General features: G+C 38.6%; 18 protein-coding genes. 14 read left to right on the top strand and 4 right to left on the bottom strand.

Annotation, left to right across the window (positions count from 1 at the left end; translation table 11 throughout):
- Window positions 1-158 precede the first annotated feature (158 nt).
- On the top strand, window positions 159-1244 hold the full coding sequence (locus EJK17_RS05385) for an LCP family protein (RefSeq protein WP_127796265.1): 1086 nt from the start codon (window positions 159-161) through the stop codon (window positions 1242-1244).
- A 24-nt stretch (window positions 1245-1268) separates the two neighbouring features.
- On the opposite strand, the gene EJK17_RS05380 is transcribed toward EJK17_RS05385, so the two are convergent.
- Window positions 1269-1583, bottom strand: a complete 315-nt coding sequence (locus tag EJK17_RS05380; RefSeq protein ID WP_103660791.1) for a hypothetical protein — start codon at window positions 1581-1583, stop codon at window positions 1269-1271.
- Window positions 1584-1602: 19 nt separating this feature from the next.
- Window positions 1603-2820 (bottom strand): CaiB/BaiF CoA transferase family protein, encoded by a 1218-nt coding sequence (locus EJK17_RS05375; RefSeq protein ID WP_103660790.1) that lies wholly within the window; start codon window positions 2818-2820, stop codon window positions 1603-1605.
- A 254-nt stretch (window positions 2821-3074) separates the two neighbouring features.
- On the opposite strand from EJK17_RS05375, the gene EJK17_RS05370 reads away from it, so the two are divergent.
- The 11 genes from EJK17_RS05370 (at window position 3075) to EJK17_RS05320 (ending at window position 14795) form a co-directional block, all read left to right on the top strand.
- Window positions 3075-4256 (top strand): AEC family transporter, encoded by a 1182-nt coding sequence (locus tag EJK17_RS05370; RefSeq protein WP_103660789.1) that lies wholly within the window; start codon window positions 3075-3077, stop codon window positions 4254-4256.
- Window positions 4257-4374: 118 nt separating this feature from the next.
- Window positions 4375-6090, top strand: coding sequence for an oxalyl-CoA decarboxylase (oxc, locus tag EJK17_RS05365; protein WP_103660788.1), 1716 nt, complete (start codon window positions 4375-4377; stop codon window positions 6088-6090).
- A 29-nt stretch (window positions 6091-6119) separates the two neighbouring features.
- On the top strand, window positions 6120-7454 hold the full coding sequence (gene frc / locus EJK17_RS05360; RefSeq protein ID WP_103660787.1) for a formyl-CoA transferase: 1335 nt from the start codon (window positions 6120-6122) through the stop codon (window positions 7452-7454).
- 137 nt (window positions 7455-7591) lie between these two features.
- Window positions 7592-8143: a dCTP deaminase/dUTPase family protein gene (locus EJK17_RS05355; RefSeq protein WP_103660786.1), complete on the top strand. Its 552-nt coding sequence runs from the start codon at window positions 7592-7594 to the stop codon at window positions 8141-8143.
- The gene (radA, locus tag EJK17_RS05350; RefSeq protein WP_103660785.1) at window positions 8143-9519 is read left to right on the top strand and encodes a DNA repair protein RadA; all 1377 of its coding nucleotides are present in this window, start codon (window positions 8143-8145) and stop codon (window positions 9517-9519) included. Before EJK17_RS05355 ends, radA begins: the two co-directional genes overlap by 1 nt.
- Window positions 9520-9596: 77 nt before the next feature.
- Window positions 9597-11096, top strand: a complete 1500-nt coding sequence (gene gltX / locus EJK17_RS05345) for a glutamate--tRNA ligase (RefSeq protein ID WP_103660784.1) — start codon at window positions 9597-9599, stop codon at window positions 11094-11096.
- A 104-nt stretch (window positions 11097-11200) separates the two neighbouring features.
- Window positions 11201-12625, top strand: a complete 1425-nt coding sequence (gene cysS / locus EJK17_RS05340; RefSeq protein WP_425459969.1) for a cysteine--tRNA ligase — start codon at window positions 11201-11203, stop codon at window positions 12623-12625.
- The gene (locus tag EJK17_RS05335; RefSeq protein ID WP_103660782.1) at window positions 12618-13061 is read left to right on the top strand and encodes a Mini-ribonuclease 3; all 444 of its coding nucleotides are present in this window, start codon (window positions 12618-12620) and stop codon (window positions 13059-13061) included. Before cysS ends, EJK17_RS05335 begins: the two co-directional genes overlap by 8 nt.
- A complete protein-coding gene (rlmB, locus tag EJK17_RS05330) occupies window positions 13048-13803 on the top strand; it encodes a 23S rRNA (guanosine(2251)-2'-O)-methyltransferase RlmB (protein WP_103660781.1) in 756 nt (251 codons plus the stop codon). The genes EJK17_RS05335 and rlmB overlap by 14 nt, the downstream gene beginning before the upstream one ends.
- Before the next feature lie 160 nt (window positions 13804-13963).
- Window positions 13964-14506: a sigma factor gene (locus EJK17_RS05325; RefSeq protein ID WP_103660780.1), complete on the top strand. Its 543-nt coding sequence runs from the start codon at window positions 13964-13966 to the stop codon at window positions 14504-14506.
- A 73-nt stretch (window positions 14507-14579) separates the two neighbouring features.
- A complete protein-coding gene (locus EJK17_RS05320) occupies window positions 14580-14795 on the top strand; it encodes a P8 family protein (protein ID WP_103660779.1) in 216 nt (71 codons plus the stop codon).
- A gap of 144 nt (window positions 14796-14939) precedes the next feature.
- Here the strand turns inward: EJK17_RS05320 and EJK17_RS05315 are convergent, their stop codons facing one another.
- Window positions 14940-16586: a 1-deoxy-D-xylulose-5-phosphate synthase gene (locus EJK17_RS05315; protein WP_127796264.1), complete on the bottom strand. Its 1647-nt coding sequence runs from the start codon at window positions 16584-16586 to the stop codon at window positions 14940-14942.
- 354 nt (window positions 16587-16940) lie between these two features.
- Between EJK17_RS05315 and EJK17_RS05310 the strand changes: the two genes are divergently transcribed.
- Together EJK17_RS05310 and EJK17_RS05305 are read left to right on the top strand one after the other, a co-directional pair.
- A complete protein-coding gene (locus tag EJK17_RS05310; RefSeq protein ID WP_342769166.1) occupies window positions 16941-17999 on the top strand; it encodes a tyrosine-type recombinase/integrase in 1059 nt (352 codons plus the stop codon).
- Window positions 18000-18319: 320 nt separating this feature from the next.
- A complete protein-coding gene (locus EJK17_RS05305) occupies window positions 18320-18640 on the top strand; it encodes a DMT family transporter (protein WP_127796263.1) in 321 nt (106 codons plus the stop codon).
- On the opposite strand, the gene psiE is transcribed toward EJK17_RS05305, so the two are convergent.
- A complete protein-coding gene (psiE, locus tag EJK17_RS05300; RefSeq protein WP_103660776.1) occupies window positions 18641-19054 on the bottom strand; it encodes a phosphate-starvation-inducible protein PsiE in 414 nt (137 codons plus the stop codon).
- Window positions 19055-19073: the final 19 nt, after the last annotated feature.

Below are 19073 nucleotides of genomic sequence, written 5' to 3'. Positions count from 1 at the left end.
ATAAGATACGTGTCATTAGTCAGCTAGATATACTGATTTTAGATAAGATATACAAAAATTTTATATCAGGATAAAGAACAATTAAAAAATGATCGAATAATATTTAATTAAAACTGGTTGCTTGTTAAGCTAGTAATAGAGAAAAGAAAGGGGCTTTTATGACTGAAAAGAAGACACCATCCCAAAAAGAAGTGCGCCGCATTATGCGTAGTGAAACTCCACGTGCTAAAAAGCTAATTTGGCGACCAATTATTGCTGGATTATTATTACTAATCCTTTTGATTTGTGGTGTTAGTTATGCTTACTTACGCTCCGCTACTAATGAAATTTTGGTCAATCATTCTGCTAAGGATAAGGCAAAAATCCAAAAAGGTCGACCGATTTCGGTCTTAATTATGGGAACGGATGTCGGTGCTCTTGGTCGCAATGACGCTTATGTGGGTAATACCGATACGATGGAATTATTAACCATTAATCCAACAGATGGAAGTAGTGTTATTACTGCAATTCCACGGGATACTTTAGTGAAAATCACTACCAAGAAAGGTTCAATTTATGAAAAAATTAATGCTGCCTACGCCCTTGGTGGCCCAAAATTAGCCAAAAAAACAGTTAATGAATTATTAGCAGTACCGGTAAATTATTACGCCTTAGTCAACATGGGTACCTTGAAAAAAGTAGTTGATGCAGTTGGCGGTGTTGAAGTTGATAATTCGTTTGCCTTTAAGTTTGACGGTCATCAATATCCAAAAGGCCGTCAAAAGTTGAACGGCAAGGAAGCTTTAGGCTATGCCCGGATGCGTTATCAAGATCCTGATAATGATTATGGCCGGCAACGCAGAGGACAACAGGTTTTCACTAGTGCCATTAAAAAATTTAGAGATAAAGGAAATTTACTAGCAGTTCATCAAATAGTAATGGCCATTAAAGATGGCGTTAGGACCGATGTCCCATTAGACGATTTACGTACTTTATACCAAAATTATGCTCCCGCAATGAATTCTACTCAACAAGAACAGTTGCGAGGTAAGGATGCGATGATTGATGGCGCAGCTTTTCAAATCGCTACGCCACAAGCGATCAATGAAGTCTCTAAGCAAGTTCGTCATTCAATGGGGTTAGAGCCAATCAAGGTTAATAACGAAGAGACCAAATTAGTTAAAGCTCAAACAACTTGGAATGGCTATAATCAAATAGAATTTACTTTACCAAATGGTGCGCAATATAATAAATGGCAAAAATAAAAGCTCCGCGACAGCGGAGCTTTTTTAGATGCTATAAGGTTTGTGATACCAAATCTGATGAAATTCAGGATGCTGCTTAAAATAAGCAATAATCATTGGATCTAATGGCCAAATGGGAAGTTTAGTTTCTTGTGCAATTGACAACGCCGTCTGCATTTCATCGTCGAGTAGAAATGGCATTGATTCTTTAGAAGCAGTCGTTGGGTTATAGAAAAAATGGTTCATTACCCAGACAGTCCCATCTTTTCTGTCGATCTGATCCATGGTCCAGCGGCAAACTAAGACGTCATGATTATCATAAATTTCAAAAAATTGGTGTGAGTCTTGTGGATTATACATCAAATAATTCCTTTACTCTTTAATTCTTGCCATCAAATTCAGCGCGAATGGCGTTCCCATTTTCATTTAAAGCAGGTGAGTCTTTTTGAGCACCGTAAGAATTCCACGTGCCGAATTTAATCGGAGTTCCTAAGACGTCGCGGCCATCAGGCAAGCGTTTAATCATACCACGTTCGATAATTTGTGGCATTTGGCAAGTATCCACAACGTTTTGCACAATTCCGACTGGCACACCAGCTTCTTCAAGTTTTTGTCGCCAGTTTTCAGCGTTATCGGTCTTTAAGACAGCTTCCATGGCATTTTTAACATCTTGCCAATTAGCTTCCCGTAAGTCATTGGTCTTAAATTCAGCTTTAGTAACCCATTCGGGATGAGCTAAGGCATTGCTTAATAAACTCCAGAGATGGTCATTACCGCAACAGATAGCCAGCAAACGATCTTGGCTTTCAAAAGTATCAAATGGGTACATGTAAGGGTGCCGATTCCCGATTCTTTCAGGCACTTTGTGGGGGCCTAGGGCAGTCATCAAATCCTGCACCATTAAGCTTAAAGTCGTATCTAGCATTGAGATATCAACCGTAGTTCCTTTGCCTGTTTTTTCACGAGCATAAAGGGCAGTGGTAATACCGGCATAGCCCATAATGCCAGCAACAACATCCGAAACCGAAGTTCCAACCCGAGTAGGAGAACCCTTTGGAGCTGGTTGACCAGTTGCATCCATAATGCCTGACAAAGCTTGCACAATTGTATCATATGCTGCTTGATTATGCATTGGGCCGTATTGACCAAAGCCAGAAATTGAAGCATAAACCAGTTTAGGATACTTTTTAACCATCTCATCAGGTCCTAATCCTAAGCGTTTCATTACTCTTGGACGGAAGTTTTCCACAACAACATCGGCCTTAGAAATCATCTTTTCAGCAAAGTCTCGATCTTCTTTTTTCTTCAAATCAAGAGCAATCGATTCCTTACCGACGTTGGCGATCCGAAAATATTCACTTGATTTATCCTCAAGATATGGTCCCATGTGTCTGGTATCATCCCCAGTTGGACGCTCAATGTGGATAACTCTTGCTCCGGCATCAGCTAACATTCGGGTACAGGTTGGTCCTGAAAGCACATGAGTAAAATCAACTACTAAAACGCCAGCTAAAGGATAAGCCTTGTTTTTATCCAAGTGTGGATTATCTGCTTCTAATTTTTCATAATTTGGTAAATTAAAGTTATTTTTTGTCATTATATACACCCTCTTTTAGGCTGATTATTACTACTATCTACTTAACTTTATCACTTAAAAATGATAAGTGAAATCTTTTTATTTTTAAGTGTTTACAATTGTTTTCTGTTATCAAGTTGCGTATATTAAACCCTGTAAGGACAGCTTTATCTGCTTGTAGGATGCGGCATTACGCCGATAATCAAACATCTTATAATCTCATAAGGATCGGACTTATATTGACTTTTATTTCTTAGGAAAGGGAGGAAAAGATCATGACTACAATACTAGTCAACGATATTATTCCAATCTTGGTCATTATGATCTTGGGATATATCTGCGGTAAGGTAAAGTTCTTTGATGATGATCAAAGACAAGGGCTAAATAAATTAGTGCTGAATATTGCTTTACCAGCTGCTTTGTTTGTGTCAATTGTCAAAGCAACTAGATCAATGTTTGCTCAAGACGTAGTTTTAACATTGATTTCCATTATCGGAGTAACTGGCTTGTTCTTGCTTAGTTACTGGTTAGATAAGCTGCTGTTCCATCGTTCAACGCAACAAGCAGCCGTCTGTGCTTTAATTGCTGGTTCACCAACAATTGGTTTTTTGGGATTTGCTATCCTTGATCCAATCTATGGCAATGATGTAACAACCAATTTGGTAATCGGAATTGTCTCGATCGTGGTTAACGCGGTTACCATTCCAATCGGTTTGGCTTTAATTAATAAGGGGCAAGCTAACGATCGAATGAAAGCTGGGGTGCACCAAGTCAAAAAAGCTGACGATCAAACGGCAACTGCACTAAAATCTAAGGCAGTAGCACCAAAGGATGTTGTGAAAACAATTCCTGATGGGGTTTCAGTTACTGACGAGGAAGCTAAAGCTTTAAAAGAAGTCGGGATTACGCGTGAAATTGATTTAGCTAGAGCTGAAATTAGAAGTCATGCAGGTCGTAAGAAGAAGGAACCAGGCAATTCAACAGTTGAAGCAATTATCAATGCAGTTAAACAACCAGTTGCCGCTGCTCCATTATTGGCTGTAATTTTGGTTTTGCTCGGTTTGAAGATTCCAGTAGCTTGGGATCCAAGTTTTGATTTGATTGCTAAAGCTAATTCTGGTGTAGCGGTTTTAGCTGCTGGGTTATCACTATCAACGGTTAAGTTCTCAATTGATAAAGAAGTTCTTTGGAACACCTTCTATCGTTTGATCTTAACACCAGCAATTATTGTCTTAGCTGCTTACTTATGCGGAATGGGATCAGATCCAAATAAGATTTCAATGCTCTGTTTGGCAACTGCTTTACCACCAGCATTTTCCGGAATTATCATTTCCAGTCGCTACAATATCTATGTCAAAGAAGGGGCTAGCTCAGTTGCAGTTTCAACCGTCTTCTTTGCTGTAACTTGTATCTTCTGGATTTGGCTTTTGCCAATTTTATCCAGTATGTTCCATTAATTAATAAAGAAAAAATAAAGATGGTAAAGATCAGTTAAAAGACCTTTATCTGTGAAAAAATTAAACAATAATAAAGTCGTAAATAATATCAGTAATTAGTAATTAAGGGAGGCTAATTATGGCTGATAGTTCATTAGATAGAACTGGCGCAAGCTTAATGCTTGAAGCTTTACAAAAGCATGGAATTAAGAATCTTTATGGTGTTGTTGGTATTCCAATTACTGACATGATGAGATTAGCAGAATTGCGCGGAATGAAGTATTACGGCTTCCGTCGTGAAGATGCTGCTGTTGATGCTGCCGCAGCTGCTGGCTTTTTGACTCAAAAACCTGGTGTTGCCTTTACTGTTTCAGCACCTGGATTTATGAATGGTCTTCCTGCTTTAGCTCAAGCTACTAAGAATTGTTTCCCATTGCTCATGATTTCTGGTTCTTCAGAAAGACATATTATTGACCTTGATCAAGGTGACTATGAAGGAATTGACCAATATAACATGGCTAAGCCATTCTGTAAGAAAGCTTACCGTGTAGACCGTGCCCAAGATGTTGGGATTGCAGTTGCAAGAGCAATTAGAACTGCTGTTTCAGGTCGTCCAGGTGGTGTTTATCTTGACTTGCCAGCTGACACTATTTCTTCAATGCTTCCAGAAGACGCAACTGATAATGGTATTTTTGAAATTGTTGACCCAGCACCAAAGCAAGAACCAAGTGATGAAGCTGTTAACCGCGCTGTTGAATTGATCAAGAGTGCTAAGAAGCCATTAATCATTTTAGGTAAGGGTGCTGCTTATGCCCGCGTTGAAAAGCAAGTTCAAGAATTAGTTAATAATACTGATATTCCATTCTTGCCAATGTCAATGGCTAAGGGTGTCATTCCAGATGGTGATAAGCACTCAGCAGCCGCTGCTCGTTCATTGTCATTGAAGAGTGCTGATGTTGTGATCTTGATTGGCGCTCGTTTGAACTGGATGCTTTCATTTGGTGATGCACCACAATTCAATCCAGATGCTAAGTTCATTCAATTAGATATTGAAGCAACTCAATTTGATTCTACGCAAAAGATCTCAGCTCCACTTTTAGGTGATTTAGGCTCAATTTTGAACAAGTTAGTTCCAGCTTTAAAGGCAGCTAACTACAAGGCAGATCCAGCTTGGCTTGGTGCTATTGCAGACGATACTGCTAAGAATGACGCTAAATTTGCTAAGAGAATTGAAGCTGGTAAGACTAATCCAGAATTTGGTTACTACGGTGCAATTGAACCAATTAACGATTACTTCACCAAGAACCCAGATACCTACATTGTCAGTGAAGGTGCTAACACACTTGATATCGGTCGTAACTTAGTCAACATGAAGTTGCCACGTCACCGTCTTGATACTGGTACTTGGGGCGTAATGGGTGTTGGTCTTGGCTACGCTATTGCCACTGCTGTTGAAACTGGCAAGCATGTTGTTGCTCTTGAAGGTGATAGTGCCTTTGGTTTTGACGGAATGGAAATGGAAACCATCTGCCGTTACAACTTACCAATCACCGTTGTCGTTGTTAACAATGGTGGTATTTACAACGGTACCGATCAAGTAGTATCTGATCAATTAGGGCCAACTACACTTGATGCTGAGGCAAGATACGACTTAATGGCTAAGGCATTTGGTGGTGACAGCTACTTTGTAACTAACTACCAAGAAATGGCTGATACCTTTAGTAAGGCTGTTGAGTCTGGTCGTCCAAGCTTAATTGATGTTCAAATTGCACCATCAATGGGTAAGGAATCAGGTCACATTGGTAATTTGAATCCCAAACTCGATTTATCAAGTTTAGAAAATAAGAATAACTAATCGGCTAATTAAAAGAAGAGGCAATTAAAATGACAGAAGAAAATAATTACGCTCCTTTAAAAGGCGTTAAAGTCGTTGACTGGACCCAAGTACAATCAGGTCCTTCATGTACACAACTTTTAGCTTGGCTTGGTGCTGAAGTTATTAAAATTGAACGTACTGGTACTGGTGATCCAACTAGAAACGAATTACTTGATATCCAAGACTCATGGAGTCTTTACTACTTACAATTAAATGCTAACAAGAAGTCTTTGACTTTGAACATTAAGACCGACGAAGGTAAGAAGATTATGTCCGACTTACTTAAGAAGGCTGATGTCTTTGTTGAAAACATTGCTCCAGGTTCAGCAGAACGTAACGGCTTTGGCTGGGACACTGTTCACAAGTTGAATCCAAAGTTGATTTACGCTTCACTTAAGGGATTTAATGAAGGTTCACGTTTTGAAAATGTTAAGGCCTTTGAACCAGTTGCGCAATCTGCTGGTGGTGCTGCTTCTGCTACTGGTTGGAACGAAGGCAAAGCTAACGTTCCTACCCAATCAGCTGCTGCTTTAGGTGACTCAAACTCAGGGATGCACTTAGCTATCGGTATCTTAGCAGCCCTTCTTCAACGTGAACACACTGGTGAAGGTACTTTCGTATACCAATCAATGCAAGATGCTGTACTTAACCTTTGCCGGATTAAATTACGTGACCAAATCATGTTAGACAACTTAGGTGCTTTACCTCACTACGCTGTTTACCCTAACTGGAAGTGGGGCAAGGCTATTCCTCGTGCTGAGAACACTGAAGGTGGTCAAGTTATTGGTTGGACTTACAAGGCTAAGGGCTGGGAAACTGATCCTAACGCTTACGTATACATCGTTATCCAAAACAGTGACAAGAGCTGGGCAGCAATTGCTAACACGATGGGTCACCCAGAATGGATTACTGATCCTCGCTTTGATGGTTGGCAAAACCGTCAATTACACAAGGAAGAAATTTATCCATTAATCGAAAGCTACACTAAGCAATACGATAAGTATGAATTAACTAAGACTTTGGGTGCTGCTGGTGTTCCTGTAGGTCCAGTTCTTGATTGGCACGAAATTGAAAATGACCCAGACTTGAACGAAGATGGTACTATTGTAACCATCGATCAAGGTGGTAACCGTGGCAAGTTCAAGACTATTGGTTTACCATTCTCACTTGCTAACTACAAGCCTGATTATAAGCGTGCACCAGACCTTGGTGAAAACAACAAGGAAATTTTGGCTTCACTTGGTTATGATCCAGATCAAATCGAAAAATTAACTGATGAAGGCGTAATTTCTAAGGCACAAGGTCCTAAGAACCCTCGTGTTCAAGTAATTAAAGGTGAATAATTCTTGATTAATCAAAAGGCGTTTGAGCAACTGCTCAAACGCTTTTTTGATCTTGGAGATACATATTCATTTTTTCTTTCTGCAAAACATTGTAAAATGGATAACTGTCATAGGATTTTTTTATGGAGTTATGGAAGATGAAAACACGCGGATTTGAAGTTGTTACCAGATATAAGGATGCAGGTATTAACTTGCCTAGACGGCAAACTTTAGCCAGTGCTGGTTATGATATTGAGGCGGCCGAAGATATTACCATTCCAAGCATTTGGCGCTTAGATTTTGTTAGAATTTTTCGGTTAATTAGAAATGGTCACCAACTGTATGAACGGGATTTTGAAATGGCTGATAAAATTCTTAAACCGCTTTTGGTGCCAACGGGATTAAAAGTTTATATGCCAGAAGATGAAGTTCTGATTTTGGCTAACCGTTCATCTAATACTTTTAAAAAGCATTTAGCTTTGCCGAATGGGATCGGCGTAATTGATGCGGATTATTATAACAATCCTAATAATGAAGGAGAGTTATTTGTCCAAGTTTTAAACTATGGTGTTTGTCCACTTCATATCCACAAGGGCGACCGGATTGCCCAAGGGATTTTTATGAAGTATCTTAAAACTGACGATGATCATCCAATTAGCCGTGCACGCTTAAGCGGCTTTGGATCTACAAATGAAGAGGAAGATGATTAATGGCACGAGTTAAAACCCAATATAAATGTCATTCTTGTGGTTATATTTCTGCTAGCTATTTAGGTCGTTGCCCTAATTGTGGTGCTTGGAACCAGTTTGAAAAAGAAACTCAAGAAGTTCAAAAGAGATCTGCCAAGGTAGCTCCAAGTCAATTAATCAAGAAGACAGGCATTAATGAACCGGTTAAATTAGATGAAGTGGCTGCTAAAAAGGAAGACCGGATCCCAACTAAATCTGAGGAATTAAACCGAGTATTAGGCGGCGGGATTGTTCCTGGCTCTTTGGTTTTAATTGGGGGTGACCCCGGAATTGGTAAGTCGACCTTAATGCTGCAAATCATGAGTGATTTATCAGAAAAATATAAAGTCTTGTATGTTTCAGGAGAAGAATCAGCTAACCAAATTAAATTACGGGCTGACCGCTTAGGTGTTGGTCAAAGTAAAATGCTTTTATATCCTGAGACAGATATGCACGATATTCGTGAACAAATTGATGAGGTTAAGCCAGATTTTTTGGTAATTGATTCCATTCAAACGATGAATGAGCCGAGTTTGGACTCCATGACGGGATCTGCTTCCCAAGTAAGAGAGGTAACCAGTGAACTGATGAAAATCGCTAAAATGGACGCAATCACGGTCTTTGTCATTGGTCATGTTACCAAAGAGGGTGCCATTGCTGGTCCTAAAATTTTGGAGCACATGGTTGATACCGTGCTGTATTTTGAAGGGGATGAACATCATTCCTACCGAATTTTGCATTCAGTGAAGAACCGTTTTGGGGCTGCTAATGAAATTGGCATGTTCGAAATGGTTAATGAAGGTTTGCATGAAGTAACTAATCCATCTTCAATTTTTTTAGATCAACGGTTACCCAAATCAACCGGCTCAGCTGTCGTGGTTTCCTTAGAAGGAACTCGCTCATTACTAGCTGAAATTCAAGCCTTGGTTACGCCAACCGCCTTTGGCTATGCCAAAAGAACCACTTCAGGTATTGACTATAATCGGGCCGCTTTACTGCTTGCTGTGCTAGAAAAGCGGGGTAATTTGATGTTGCAGAATCAAGATGTTTATTTAACAGCTACTGGTGGAATTAGATTGAATGAACCAGCAATTGATCTAGCAGTTGTGATGGCCGTAGCTTCTAGTTATACCGATAAAGAAATTTTACCGACTGATTGTTTTGTTGGCGAAGTTGGCTTGACTGGCGAAGTTAGAAGAGTTGATAAGATTGAAGCTCGAATTAAGGAAGCAGCAAAGGTCGGCTTCACAAGAATTTTTATTCCGCGCCATAATATGACTAGTAGTTTAAAGAATTTTGGAATTGAAGTAGTTCCTGTTGCTAGCATTCCTCAAGCATTAAAATTAGTTTTTGGCTAGCAGTAATTGAACTTTTCACTTATTGCGCGTAAACTAAGAATGTTAAAATCTACTATATTGTGAAAGAGGCATGAATTTTGGCTAAAGAAAAAATCCGTGTAAGATATGCACCAAGTCCAACAGGACATTTACATATTGGTAATGCACGTACTGCACTTTTTAACTATTTGTTTGCTCGTCATAACAAGGGTACTTTTGTTTTGAGAATTGAAGATACCGACCAAAAGCGGAATGTTAAGGGCGGTTCTAAGTCTCAAATGGAAAACTTGCACTGGTTAGGTATTGATTGGGATGAAGGTCCTGACAAGGGCGGAGACTATGGTCCATACCGTCAATCAGAAAGAAAAGATATTTACCAAAAGTACATTGATCAATTAATTGACGAAGGTAAAGCATACTATTCATATAAGACTGAAGAAGAACTTGAAGCCCAACGTGAAGAACAACGTGCAATGGGTATTGCTCCTCACTACACTTATGAATATGAAGGTATGACTGCTGACGAAATTAAGCAAGCACAAGAAGAAGCTAAGGCAAAAGGCCTCAAGCCAGTTGTCCGGATTCATATTCCAGAAATGGAAACTTATTCATGGGACGACATTGTTAAGGGTCACCTTGAATTTGAATCAGACACCATCGGTGGTGACTTTGTTATCCAAAAACGTGATGGGATGCCAACTTACAACTTTGCCGTTGTGATTGACGATCACTTGATGAAGATTACTCACGTCCTTCGTGGGGATGACCACGTTTCTAACACTCCTAAGCAATTAGTTGTTTATGAAGCACTTGGTTGGGAGCCACCTAAGTTTGGTCACATGACTTTGATCATTAACTCAGAAACTGGTAAGAAGCTTTCTAAACGTGATGAATCAGTCTTACAATTTATTGAACAATATCGTGATCTTGGCTACTTACCAGACGCAATGTTCAACTTTATTACTCTTCTTGGTTGGTCACCAAAGGGTGAAAACGAAATTTTCAGCCAACGTGAATTTATCAAGTTATTTGATCCAGCTCGTTTGTCTAAGTCACCTGCTGCCTTTGATCAAAAGAAGCTTGAATGGATTAACAACCAATACATCAAGAAGGCTGATCGTGATACCTTACTTGACCTGGCTTTGAATAACTTACAAGAAGCAGGTTTAGTTGATGAACATCCAACTCCAGAAAAGATGGAATGGATTCGTCAATTGGTTAACATTTACTCAGTTCAAATGTCCTACACTAAGCAAATTGTGGACATGACTAAGATCTTCTTTGAAGAAGCTAAGGATCTTTCAGACGAGGAAATTGAAGAAATCAAGAATGATGATGGTCGCGGCGTAATTGAAGAATTCAAGAAGCAATTAGACCTTGTTCCAAGATTTACTTCAGTTCAAATTATGAATGCTATTCAAGCAACACGTAAGGCTACTGGTGTTAAGGGACGCCAGCTCTTTATGCCAATCAGAATTGCCACTACTCGTTCAATGGTCGGCCCTGGTATCGGTGAAGCTATGGAACTTTTAGGTAAAAAGCGTGTGGTTGAACATATTGACTTAACTTTGAAGCAAATGAGTGAAAATAATCTTTAAAGTTAAAGATTAAGCAAGTAAAAAGAAGCTGCAGATAACTGCAACTTCTTTTTTCTTCTGCTAAAATGAGGATAGTAATTTTACAGAAGGGATAAGTGTTAGCCGTGAAAGTCTATAATACGCTGACGCGTAAAAAAGAAGAATTTAAACCATTAGTTCCAGGACAAATTAGCATGTATGTCTGTGGACCTACTGTGTATAACTACATTCACATCGGTAACGCTCGAAGTGCGATTGCCTTTGATACTATCAGACGTTATTTTGAATATCGGGGTTACCAGGTAAAGTATGTTTCTAATTTTACCGATGTTGACGACAAGATGATTAATGAAGCTCGCAGCGAAGGGACTACCGTACCCAAGCTAGCAGAAAAATTTATCAATGCCTATTTAGAAGATACTGCCGCTTTGAATGTCGAAGCTGCCACACTGCATCCCCGTGCAACTCATGAAATTAAAGACATCATTTCCTTTGTTCAAGCCCTTATTGATCAAGGCTATGCTTATGAAAGCCAAGGCGATGTATATTATCGTGCTAAGAAATTTAAGCATTATGGTGAGTTAAGTGATCAAAATATTGATCAGCTTGAAGAAGGGGCGTCAGAACATATTAATGATGAAGAGCAAGATCGTAAGGAAGATCCGATTGACTTTGCTCTTTGGAAAGCACAAAAAGAACCCGATGAAATTTCTTGGGATTCTCCTTGGGGCAAAGGACGTCCTGGTTGGCATATTGAATGTTCTGTGATGTCGACAAAATATTTAGGTGATACGATTGATATTCACGGTGGTGGTCAAGATTTAGAGTTTCCACACCATGAAAATGAAATTGCACAAAGTGAAGCCAAGACGGGCAAGAAATTCGTCAATTATTGGCTGCATAATGGCTTTGTAACCGTTGGTAAAGACGAAGAAAAGATGTCTAAGTCCCTGCATAACTTCGTAACAGTTCATGACATTTTAAAGGAAGTTGATTCGCAAGTTTTACGTTTCTTCATGGCTAGTGTGCAATATCGTCGGCAGATTAATTATTCAGAAGAAAATTTAAAACAAGCTGCTACGATCTTAGACCGTTTCAAGAATAGTTTAGTTAATATTAACTATCGGTTAGAAGATGAAACGGCTAGCGAGAATTCGCCAGAACTGGCTGCGGCAATTGAAGAGACTAATCGTAGGTTTGAAATGGCAATGGACGACGACTTTAATGTGCAGAATGCCTTAACTGCAATTTATGATTTGTTGCCAATTGTGAATGCTAATGCCAATGCCGAGAAGGTTGATAAGCAATCATTGAAATTGTTTAAGGATAAACTTACTGCTTGGCTCTTAGTTTTTGGAATTGATACTGCTCAACTTTGCAGCCAAAATGCTGGGACAAACGATGATGAGATTGATCAGTTAGTTAAAAAACGTGATGAAGCGCGGAAGAATAAGGATTGGGCAACTAGTGATCAAATTCGTGATCAATTAAAAGAAATGGGGATTACGATTCAAGATACTCCTCAAGGAACTAGGTGGACTCGTGATTAAAATTAAACAATTAACCGAAAAAGAGGTTGATCCAAATACTTTAAGTGGTCAAACTTTGGCTTATTTAGGAGATGCAGTTTACGAAGTTTATATTCGCCGGCATTTAATTTTAGGTGAAATTGTGAAGCCGCAAAATTTGCAACGGGATGCAACTCATTATGTTTCTGCCAAAGCGCAAGCTGGGTTAATTACTAAGATGCAAGATGATCAAATGCTATCAGAAGAAGAATTAGCTGCCTTTAAGCGTGGTCGAAATGCTAAAAGTCATACCAAAGCTAAACATACCAGTTTAAGAACATATCAATTCTCGACTGGCTTTGAAGCAATGATTGGCTATCTTAGTTTGGCACATCAAGATAAGCGGGTAGATGATTTGAGTAAGTGGTGTATTGAAACCGTAGAAAATGGTGGTTTAAAAGATTATGACTTCAATTGATAAAGATTTTGTTTTTGGCCGTCACGCTGGATTAGACTTTCTCAAAACACAAGATGCCAGCCGCATTAATAAAGTGTTTTTGCAACATGGCATTCAAGAAGATTTTGCCAATCAAGTTTATGCTTTAGCCAAGAGTAAACGATTGGTTGTACAAACGGTGCCTAAGAATAAATTGGATCGATTAGTGCAAGGTGGCAATCACCAGGGACTAGTGTTGGCAGTTTCTAGTTTTGAATATGCTGATCTTGATCAGTTACTGGATCAATTTTATGATGAAGGCAAAGAGCCATTTTTGTTAATGCTTGATTCAATTGAAGATCCACACAACTTAGGTTCAATTTTGCGGTCAGCTGACGCTACAGGGGTGGATGCGATTATTATTCCTAAGCGGCATGCCTCAGGCTTGACTTCTGTAGTAGCTAAAACTTCAACAGGTGCAATTGACTATGTTCCGGTAGCACGTGTTAATAATTTAGTTCAGACAACTAAAGAACTTAAAAAACGTGGTTACTGGGTCTTTGGTACTGATATGAAGGGCACAGATTACCGGCAATGGAATGCCAATGGTAAAACGGTTCTGGTTATTGGAAATGAAGGTAAAGGAATTGCGCCATTACTTAAAAAGCAGATGGATCAAACTCTAACTTTACCAATGGTCGGACATGTGCAATCGCTTAATGCCAGTGTGGCAACAGGGATCTTGCTTTACCAAATGTTAAATAGTAGAAATCCATTAAAATAATATTGAAGCTCGAAATTGAAAAATTTCGAGTTTTTATTTGTAATTAACCGATAAAATTGGAGTTTTATTTGTAAATTTTGGGTGATCAATTCTATTTTTCTGAGAAAATTTGTATTCTGAGAAAAAACACTCAGGAGAGAAGAATGGACACTAGAAAAGGATGGAGTTAATTCAACGAATCAAACAAGGAGAAGATGAGGCTTTAAAGACTTTAGTGAAAGAGTATCGTCCGGTCATTGAAAGACTGAAACGCAAATATTATCGTCGCGACTATGATTTGCTTGATTGGGAACAAGAAGCCCTTATTGCCTGCTATATAGCAGCAGTCAAATTTAAGGGAGCTCGCGGACGTTTTGCCTCTTTTTTTGATCGCTGCTTGAATAATCATTTTTGTTCCTTAATTAGACCTTATATGACGCCTAGACGTAAACCTTATTTACTTGCAGAATCACTGGACAGATTAATAGAAGAGGAAGATATTCGCCTAATTCATGAATCGCGTAGAGTCCATCCTGAATACTTTATTGAAGAGTTTTACGATGAAATCTTTGCCAGCTTAACTAAAATTGAAGCTATCGCATTAGCGATGTTAATGGGAATTACTAGCCCGGAAGAAATTTATGAAAAATGGGGCTATAATGACGATCAGATACAGCACGCTAGGTGGCGGGTGCAGTATAAATTTCGCGATGCTTTAAAATGAGAGTATTTTATTGGGTCAAACTTATAAAAAGCAGTATAATACTAAATGTAGAATATTTTAGGAGGTAATTAAGATGGCAGAAATTATTAAAACTGCATTGTTGGACCGTCACATGAAGGAAGCTTTTGACTGGAGTGATTCTGATATGCCAGTTAGAGATGCCCTTTGGGACTACTTTATGGAAAAGAATGGTAGAGATACCATGAAGACGGAAGAAGATATGCTTCCATTTTTGAAAGACTCAGACGATAAAATCGAAGCCTTCGTTAACGAAAATCTTAAGAAGTAAATCCGACTAATTACAATGTTCTACGCACCGTGGTCACGCAAGTTTGACCACAAAGACAGCTGCTCTCCGGCAGCTGTTTTTTTATGGAAAAAATAAGCGAGTAGGAAAGTTATTATCCTACTCGCTTTTGTTAAATATAGAATTTTAAGCGTTCTTTACATCTGCGACAATCTGATCAACAGTCATCCGATTATCTTCCAAAATATTCTTCAATGGTACTTGGTCAGTGTAGACTCTCTTTTGCCCGTAGTTCAAGACCTTGACATCTTGGTCGCCTAAGTATGAAGCGACTTTTTCACCAAAGCCACCATCTAAAGTGTTGTCTTCGATAGTAACGATGACTTTATTTTCTTTAGCCAATTTATCTAAGGCATCTTTGTCTAAGATATTAGCTGAAACTGGGTTAGCTAAAGTTGCACCAAGTTTATCCGCAACTTTTTCACCAAGCATGGCATACATGTCACCTAAAGCCAAGATAGCTACAGGATGCTTTCTTTGCTTAATTGCCCACTTCATCATAGCTTTTTCTTCAGCCAAGTTAGTTGGAGCAAGATAGATCCAGTTAGGCAGGTTAGAGATCATTACTTGATCGAAAATACCAAGGTGAGTCTTACTGGTGCCTGAAATTCCACCACCAGCAACCATCATTACTACTGGTAAGTCATTAGCAGCAACATCGTGTGATAATTGGTCAAAGGCACGTTGTAAGAAAGTTGAATTTTCAAATAAAACTGGAACTGCGCCTTCTTTAGCTGCACCAGCAGCAAAAGCAACAGATTCTTGTTCAGCAATCCCAACATCGGTATAGTGGTCCGGGTATTGCTTTTTAATTCTGTCTAAACCAAAGACACCAGGAATCGCAGCGTCAATTGCCATTAAGTTAGTGCCGTTTTCAATTTCTCCGCTAACAACATCTAAAGCAACTGAGCTAGCTGTTGGGGCATCACTAGCAGGTGCTAATGGCTTATCAGTCTTTAAGTCAAATGGCATTACCCAGTGGTGTGCTTCTTCTTCATCAATTGCTGGCTTGTAGCTTTTACCTTTTAAAGTGTTGATGTGAAGTAAGATTGGGTGATCAACATCTTTGACTGCTTCAAAGGCTTCAATCATTGATTTAATATCGTTACCGTCGGCCACATAGCGGTAATCAAAGCCCATGGCAGTGAATGGATTTTCTTTAGTTTCGCCATTAGAATCGCGTAACTTCTTTAAAGCAGTGACCAAACCACCAACATTATTATCGATGGACATTTGGTTGTCGTTAACTACAACGACTAAATTATGTTTTTCAATAGCGGCGTTGTTTAAACTTTCATAGGCTAAGCCACCAGTCATGGAGCCATCTCCGATTAAAGCCATAATGTTTTCATGACCGCCCATCAAGTCTCTAGCTTTAGCCATACCGGTAGCCAAACCAATTGAAGTAGAGGTGTGGCCAACAGCGTAGTAGTCATATGGACTTTCATCAGGGTTAGTGTAAGGCGTAACGTCTTCATAATGATCAGGATCAAGCCAGGCAAGAGCACGCCCAGTTAGCATTTTGTGAGGGTAAGTTTGGTGAGAAACGTCCCAGACAATCTTGTCTTTAGGTGCATCAAAAACGTAGTGATAAGCAATTGTTGTTTCAACAATCCCCAGGTCTGGACCTAAGTGACCACCTTCAGCAGCATCTTTTTCAAGAATTAAGGTTCTAATTTCTTGTGCCAGTTGTTGCATTTGGTCAAGATTCAATTTTTTCAAATCAGTTGGACCTGAAATTTGGTTTAATAGGTATTCAGGATGTTTATTCATCTTAATTCCTTTCTTTATACTAAATCGAAGTTATTACTAATTAATTATAAGTCTAAAAACTTTTACTTGGCCAATATTTAGTTTCAATTACTTGTAATAACTGAGACTTATTGCGCATCAAGAAATGACTTGGACTAAATAAAGCATTGAGGGTAAAATGTAGGGGTAACCTTATGTTTTATCCCTTTTTTATCAAAAGAGGGAAAATGTATGATTAAAAAAATTCGAAAAGGTAAGTTTACTGGAAAATGGCAAGTTAGAATTCAACCTATTGATAAGTAAACTGGAAAGAGAATTTCATGGCCGGTTCAATATGCTGATACTAAAAAAGAAGCTATCACTATTGAGAGAAAAATGTGGTTAGATTATGAAAGTGGTTTTCAGCCTACTGAGAAGAATACGGTATTTGTTGATGCTTTTGAAAAGTATGTAGATGATAAAGCAAGTACTGTTTCGCCGGTGACTTTAAAGGCTTGGAGGGATTCCGAAAAGTCATTTAAAGAATACTTTAAAAAGGCCAAAATTAAAGATATTACTAGATCAGTGGTTAATAAATATGCGCATCAATTCGTAAAAGATAGAGGAGTTACAGTAAGTAAAAATTCTGTAATTTCGACTAGATTGATTCATATGCATCACTTTTTTAGCTTGTTGGTAAGTAATGTGATTAAAGAAAATCCAGTTCCTGAACATGCTTTAAAGCATTTCTTTAGAAAAAGTGAGTTTTCTGTAAATCCATCGCAGTATTTATTTACAGATAATGAACTTAAAGCAATTAAAGACAAAGTTCAAACAGATTTAGCTAAAACTACCGTTTATAATTCTAATGCTAAATTGGCGGTTTGGATTGAAGCTGAAACTGGAATGCGTCCAGCGGAAGTGCAAGCTTTAAAGTTTACTGATTTGGTTAAAGATGGCAAGTTTTGGACTTTTAGAATTTCGGATTCATGGTCGGATTATGTACATGGATTCAATGGAGCATTAAAAGCTAGACCGCATGGATTTTCTAGAACAGTTTTGCCAATTTCTGGGGAACTGGCTGACTTTATTAAAAAGTATAAAGTTAGACAAACGCAATTTTTAAAGGAGCATAATTTAAAAAATAAATATGATCTTGTACTTCTGAATTTAAGAGATTATCGTTCTACTTCTATGGGAAATCCAATTTCGCAAAGTGGTATGAATGATATGCTAAAAAAGGTTTGCAAAACTTTAAAAATAGATTCAGGAAAAGATAAATTATCATTATATAGTTTTCGTCATACTATTTGTACTAATTTGGCTAATAAGCCCGGAATTTCTTATCCTTGGGCAGCCGAAAGGATGGGGCATTCACTTACTACTTTTATGAAAGTTTATGTAGGAGTAACAAGTGATGTTAACGAAAAGATGATGAAAACTTGGATTAGTTAGTGCACACGCAATGCACATGCTAATATAACTTAATAGCTGATAACGTTGATGGTAAAGGATTTGGAATTGATACCCCTAGTCCTGGCATTCAGCATTAGAGTACTAAGAAAAGGACCTGTAACTAAGCACTAGGGGAAACCTAGAGTATTAGTGCAGGTCTTTTTTGATAAGATTGCATTTTTCAGTTAATTTGTTAAGATAAAAGCAGAAAAAACTAGATATTTCCCACCGGGGAAAAATAAAAGATAGCTGATACTTTCGTTAGGTCTTAGAAGAAAGTATTAACTATCTTTTTTTCTTTAGCAGAAAGGATGAATCAAATGTCGTGGATTTTTTTAGTAATTGCTGGTTTATGTGAGGTCTTCTGGTCAACCATGATGAAGTTAAGCAATGGCTTCAGTAATCTATGGTTTTCAGTTTTAACCGTAATTGGGATGATTGCCAGTTTTGCCGGATTAATCATTGCGACTAAGCATTTGCCATTGAGCATCGCTTATCCCGTCTGGACCGGAATCGGAGCGGTTGGTGCGGTTGTCGTTGGAATTTTTTGCTTTCACGAAAATCTCAATTGGCAGCCCTTAATTTTTGTTGCCTTCTTAATCATTGGCATCATCGGGATCAAATTAACCTCTGCCGAGTAATTACATCAGCTTGTCTTTCATATTTTTGTTGAAGACGACAATGGCGATAATTAAGATCAAAATGGCAATGGCATCGATTAAAGTCTTCTCCGGATTGCCGTGGGTGGTGATTAAGCCTCTGACTAGGGCAGTGACCCCTAAACTCATCAAGAAGTTGAGACTAGTGTGACCGTTGTGGCGCAAGGCAGCAACAATCATCGAAGCAAATTCGAAGAACAGAAAGAAGACGATAATTTCGTCTAGGATTGCTGAATTACTGTGGGAAATCGAATGAGTCATAAACTCTTGGACTAAGGGGACAAATTCTCTGAATAAAAGTAGAATCATTAAGATTCCTAGCAGCCCCATCGCAATGACCAGTAACATTTGCAAGTAACGGGTAAATTTGGTGATTAATTTGTTGAATTTTTTCATGGTGTCTTTCCTCATTAAA

The sequence above is a fragment of the Lactobacillus xujianguonis genome (assembly GCF_004009905.1).
In the GTDB taxonomy this organism is placed as follows: Bacteria; Bacillota; Bacilli; order Lactobacillales; family Lactobacillaceae; genus Lactobacillus; species Lactobacillus xujianguonis.
This window is presented reverse-complemented; position numbering and strand designations above follow the sequence as displayed.

Excerpts from the sequence above, each read along its gene's own strand:
- EJK17_RS05385 (WP_127796265.1), top strand. The coding sequence starts at position 159 with ATGACTGAAAAGAAGACACCATCCCAAAAAGAAGTGCGCCGCATTATG.
- EJK17_RS05380 (WP_103660791.1), bottom strand. The coding sequence starts at position 1,583 with ATGTATAATCCACAAGACTCACACCAATTTTTTGAAATTTATGATAAT.
- EJK17_RS05375 (WP_103660790.1), bottom strand. The coding sequence starts at position 2,820 with ATGACAAAAAATAACTTTAATTTACCAAATTATGAAAAATTAGAAGCA.
- EJK17_RS05370 (WP_103660789.1), top strand. The coding sequence starts at position 3,075 with ATGACTACAATACTAGTCAACGATATTATTCCAATCTTGGTCATTATG.
- oxc (WP_103660788.1), top strand. The coding sequence starts at position 4,375 with ATGGCTGATAGTTCATTAGATAGAACTGGCGCAAGCTTAATGCTTGAA.
- frc (WP_103660787.1), top strand. The coding sequence starts at position 6,120 with ATGACAGAAGAAAATAATTACGCTCCTTTAAAAGGCGTTAAAGTCGTT.
- EJK17_RS05355 (WP_103660786.1), top strand. The coding sequence starts at position 7,592 with ATGAAAACACGCGGATTTGAAGTTGTTACCAGATATAAGGATGCAGGT.
- radA (WP_103660785.1), top strand. The coding sequence starts at position 8,143 with ATGGCACGAGTTAAAACCCAATATAAATGTCATTCTTGTGGTTATATT.
- rlmB (WP_103660781.1), top strand. The coding sequence starts at position 13,048 with ATGACTTCAATTGATAAAGATTTTGTTTTTGGCCGTCACGCTGGATTA.
- EJK17_RS05325 (WP_103660780.1), top strand. The coding sequence starts at position 13,964 with ATGGAGTTAATTCAACGAATCAAACAAGGAGAAGATGAGGCTTTAAAG.
- EJK17_RS05320 (WP_103660779.1), top strand. The coding sequence starts at position 14,580 with ATGGCAGAAATTATTAAAACTGCATTGTTGGACCGTCACATGAAGGAA.
- EJK17_RS05315 (WP_127796264.1), bottom strand. The coding sequence starts at position 16,586 with ATGAATAAACATCCTGAATACCTATTAAACCAAATTTCAGGTCCAACT.
- EJK17_RS05310 (WP_342769166.1), top strand. The coding sequence starts at position 16,941 with ATGTGGTTAGATTATGAAAGTGGTTTTCAGCCTACTGAGAAGAATACG.
- EJK17_RS05305 (WP_127796263.1), top strand. The coding sequence starts at position 18,320 with ATGTCGTGGATTTTTTTAGTAATTGCTGGTTTATGTGAGGTCTTCTGG.
- psiE (WP_103660776.1), bottom strand. The coding sequence starts at position 19,054 with ATGAAAAAATTCAACAAATTAATCACCAAATTTACCCGTTACTTGCAA.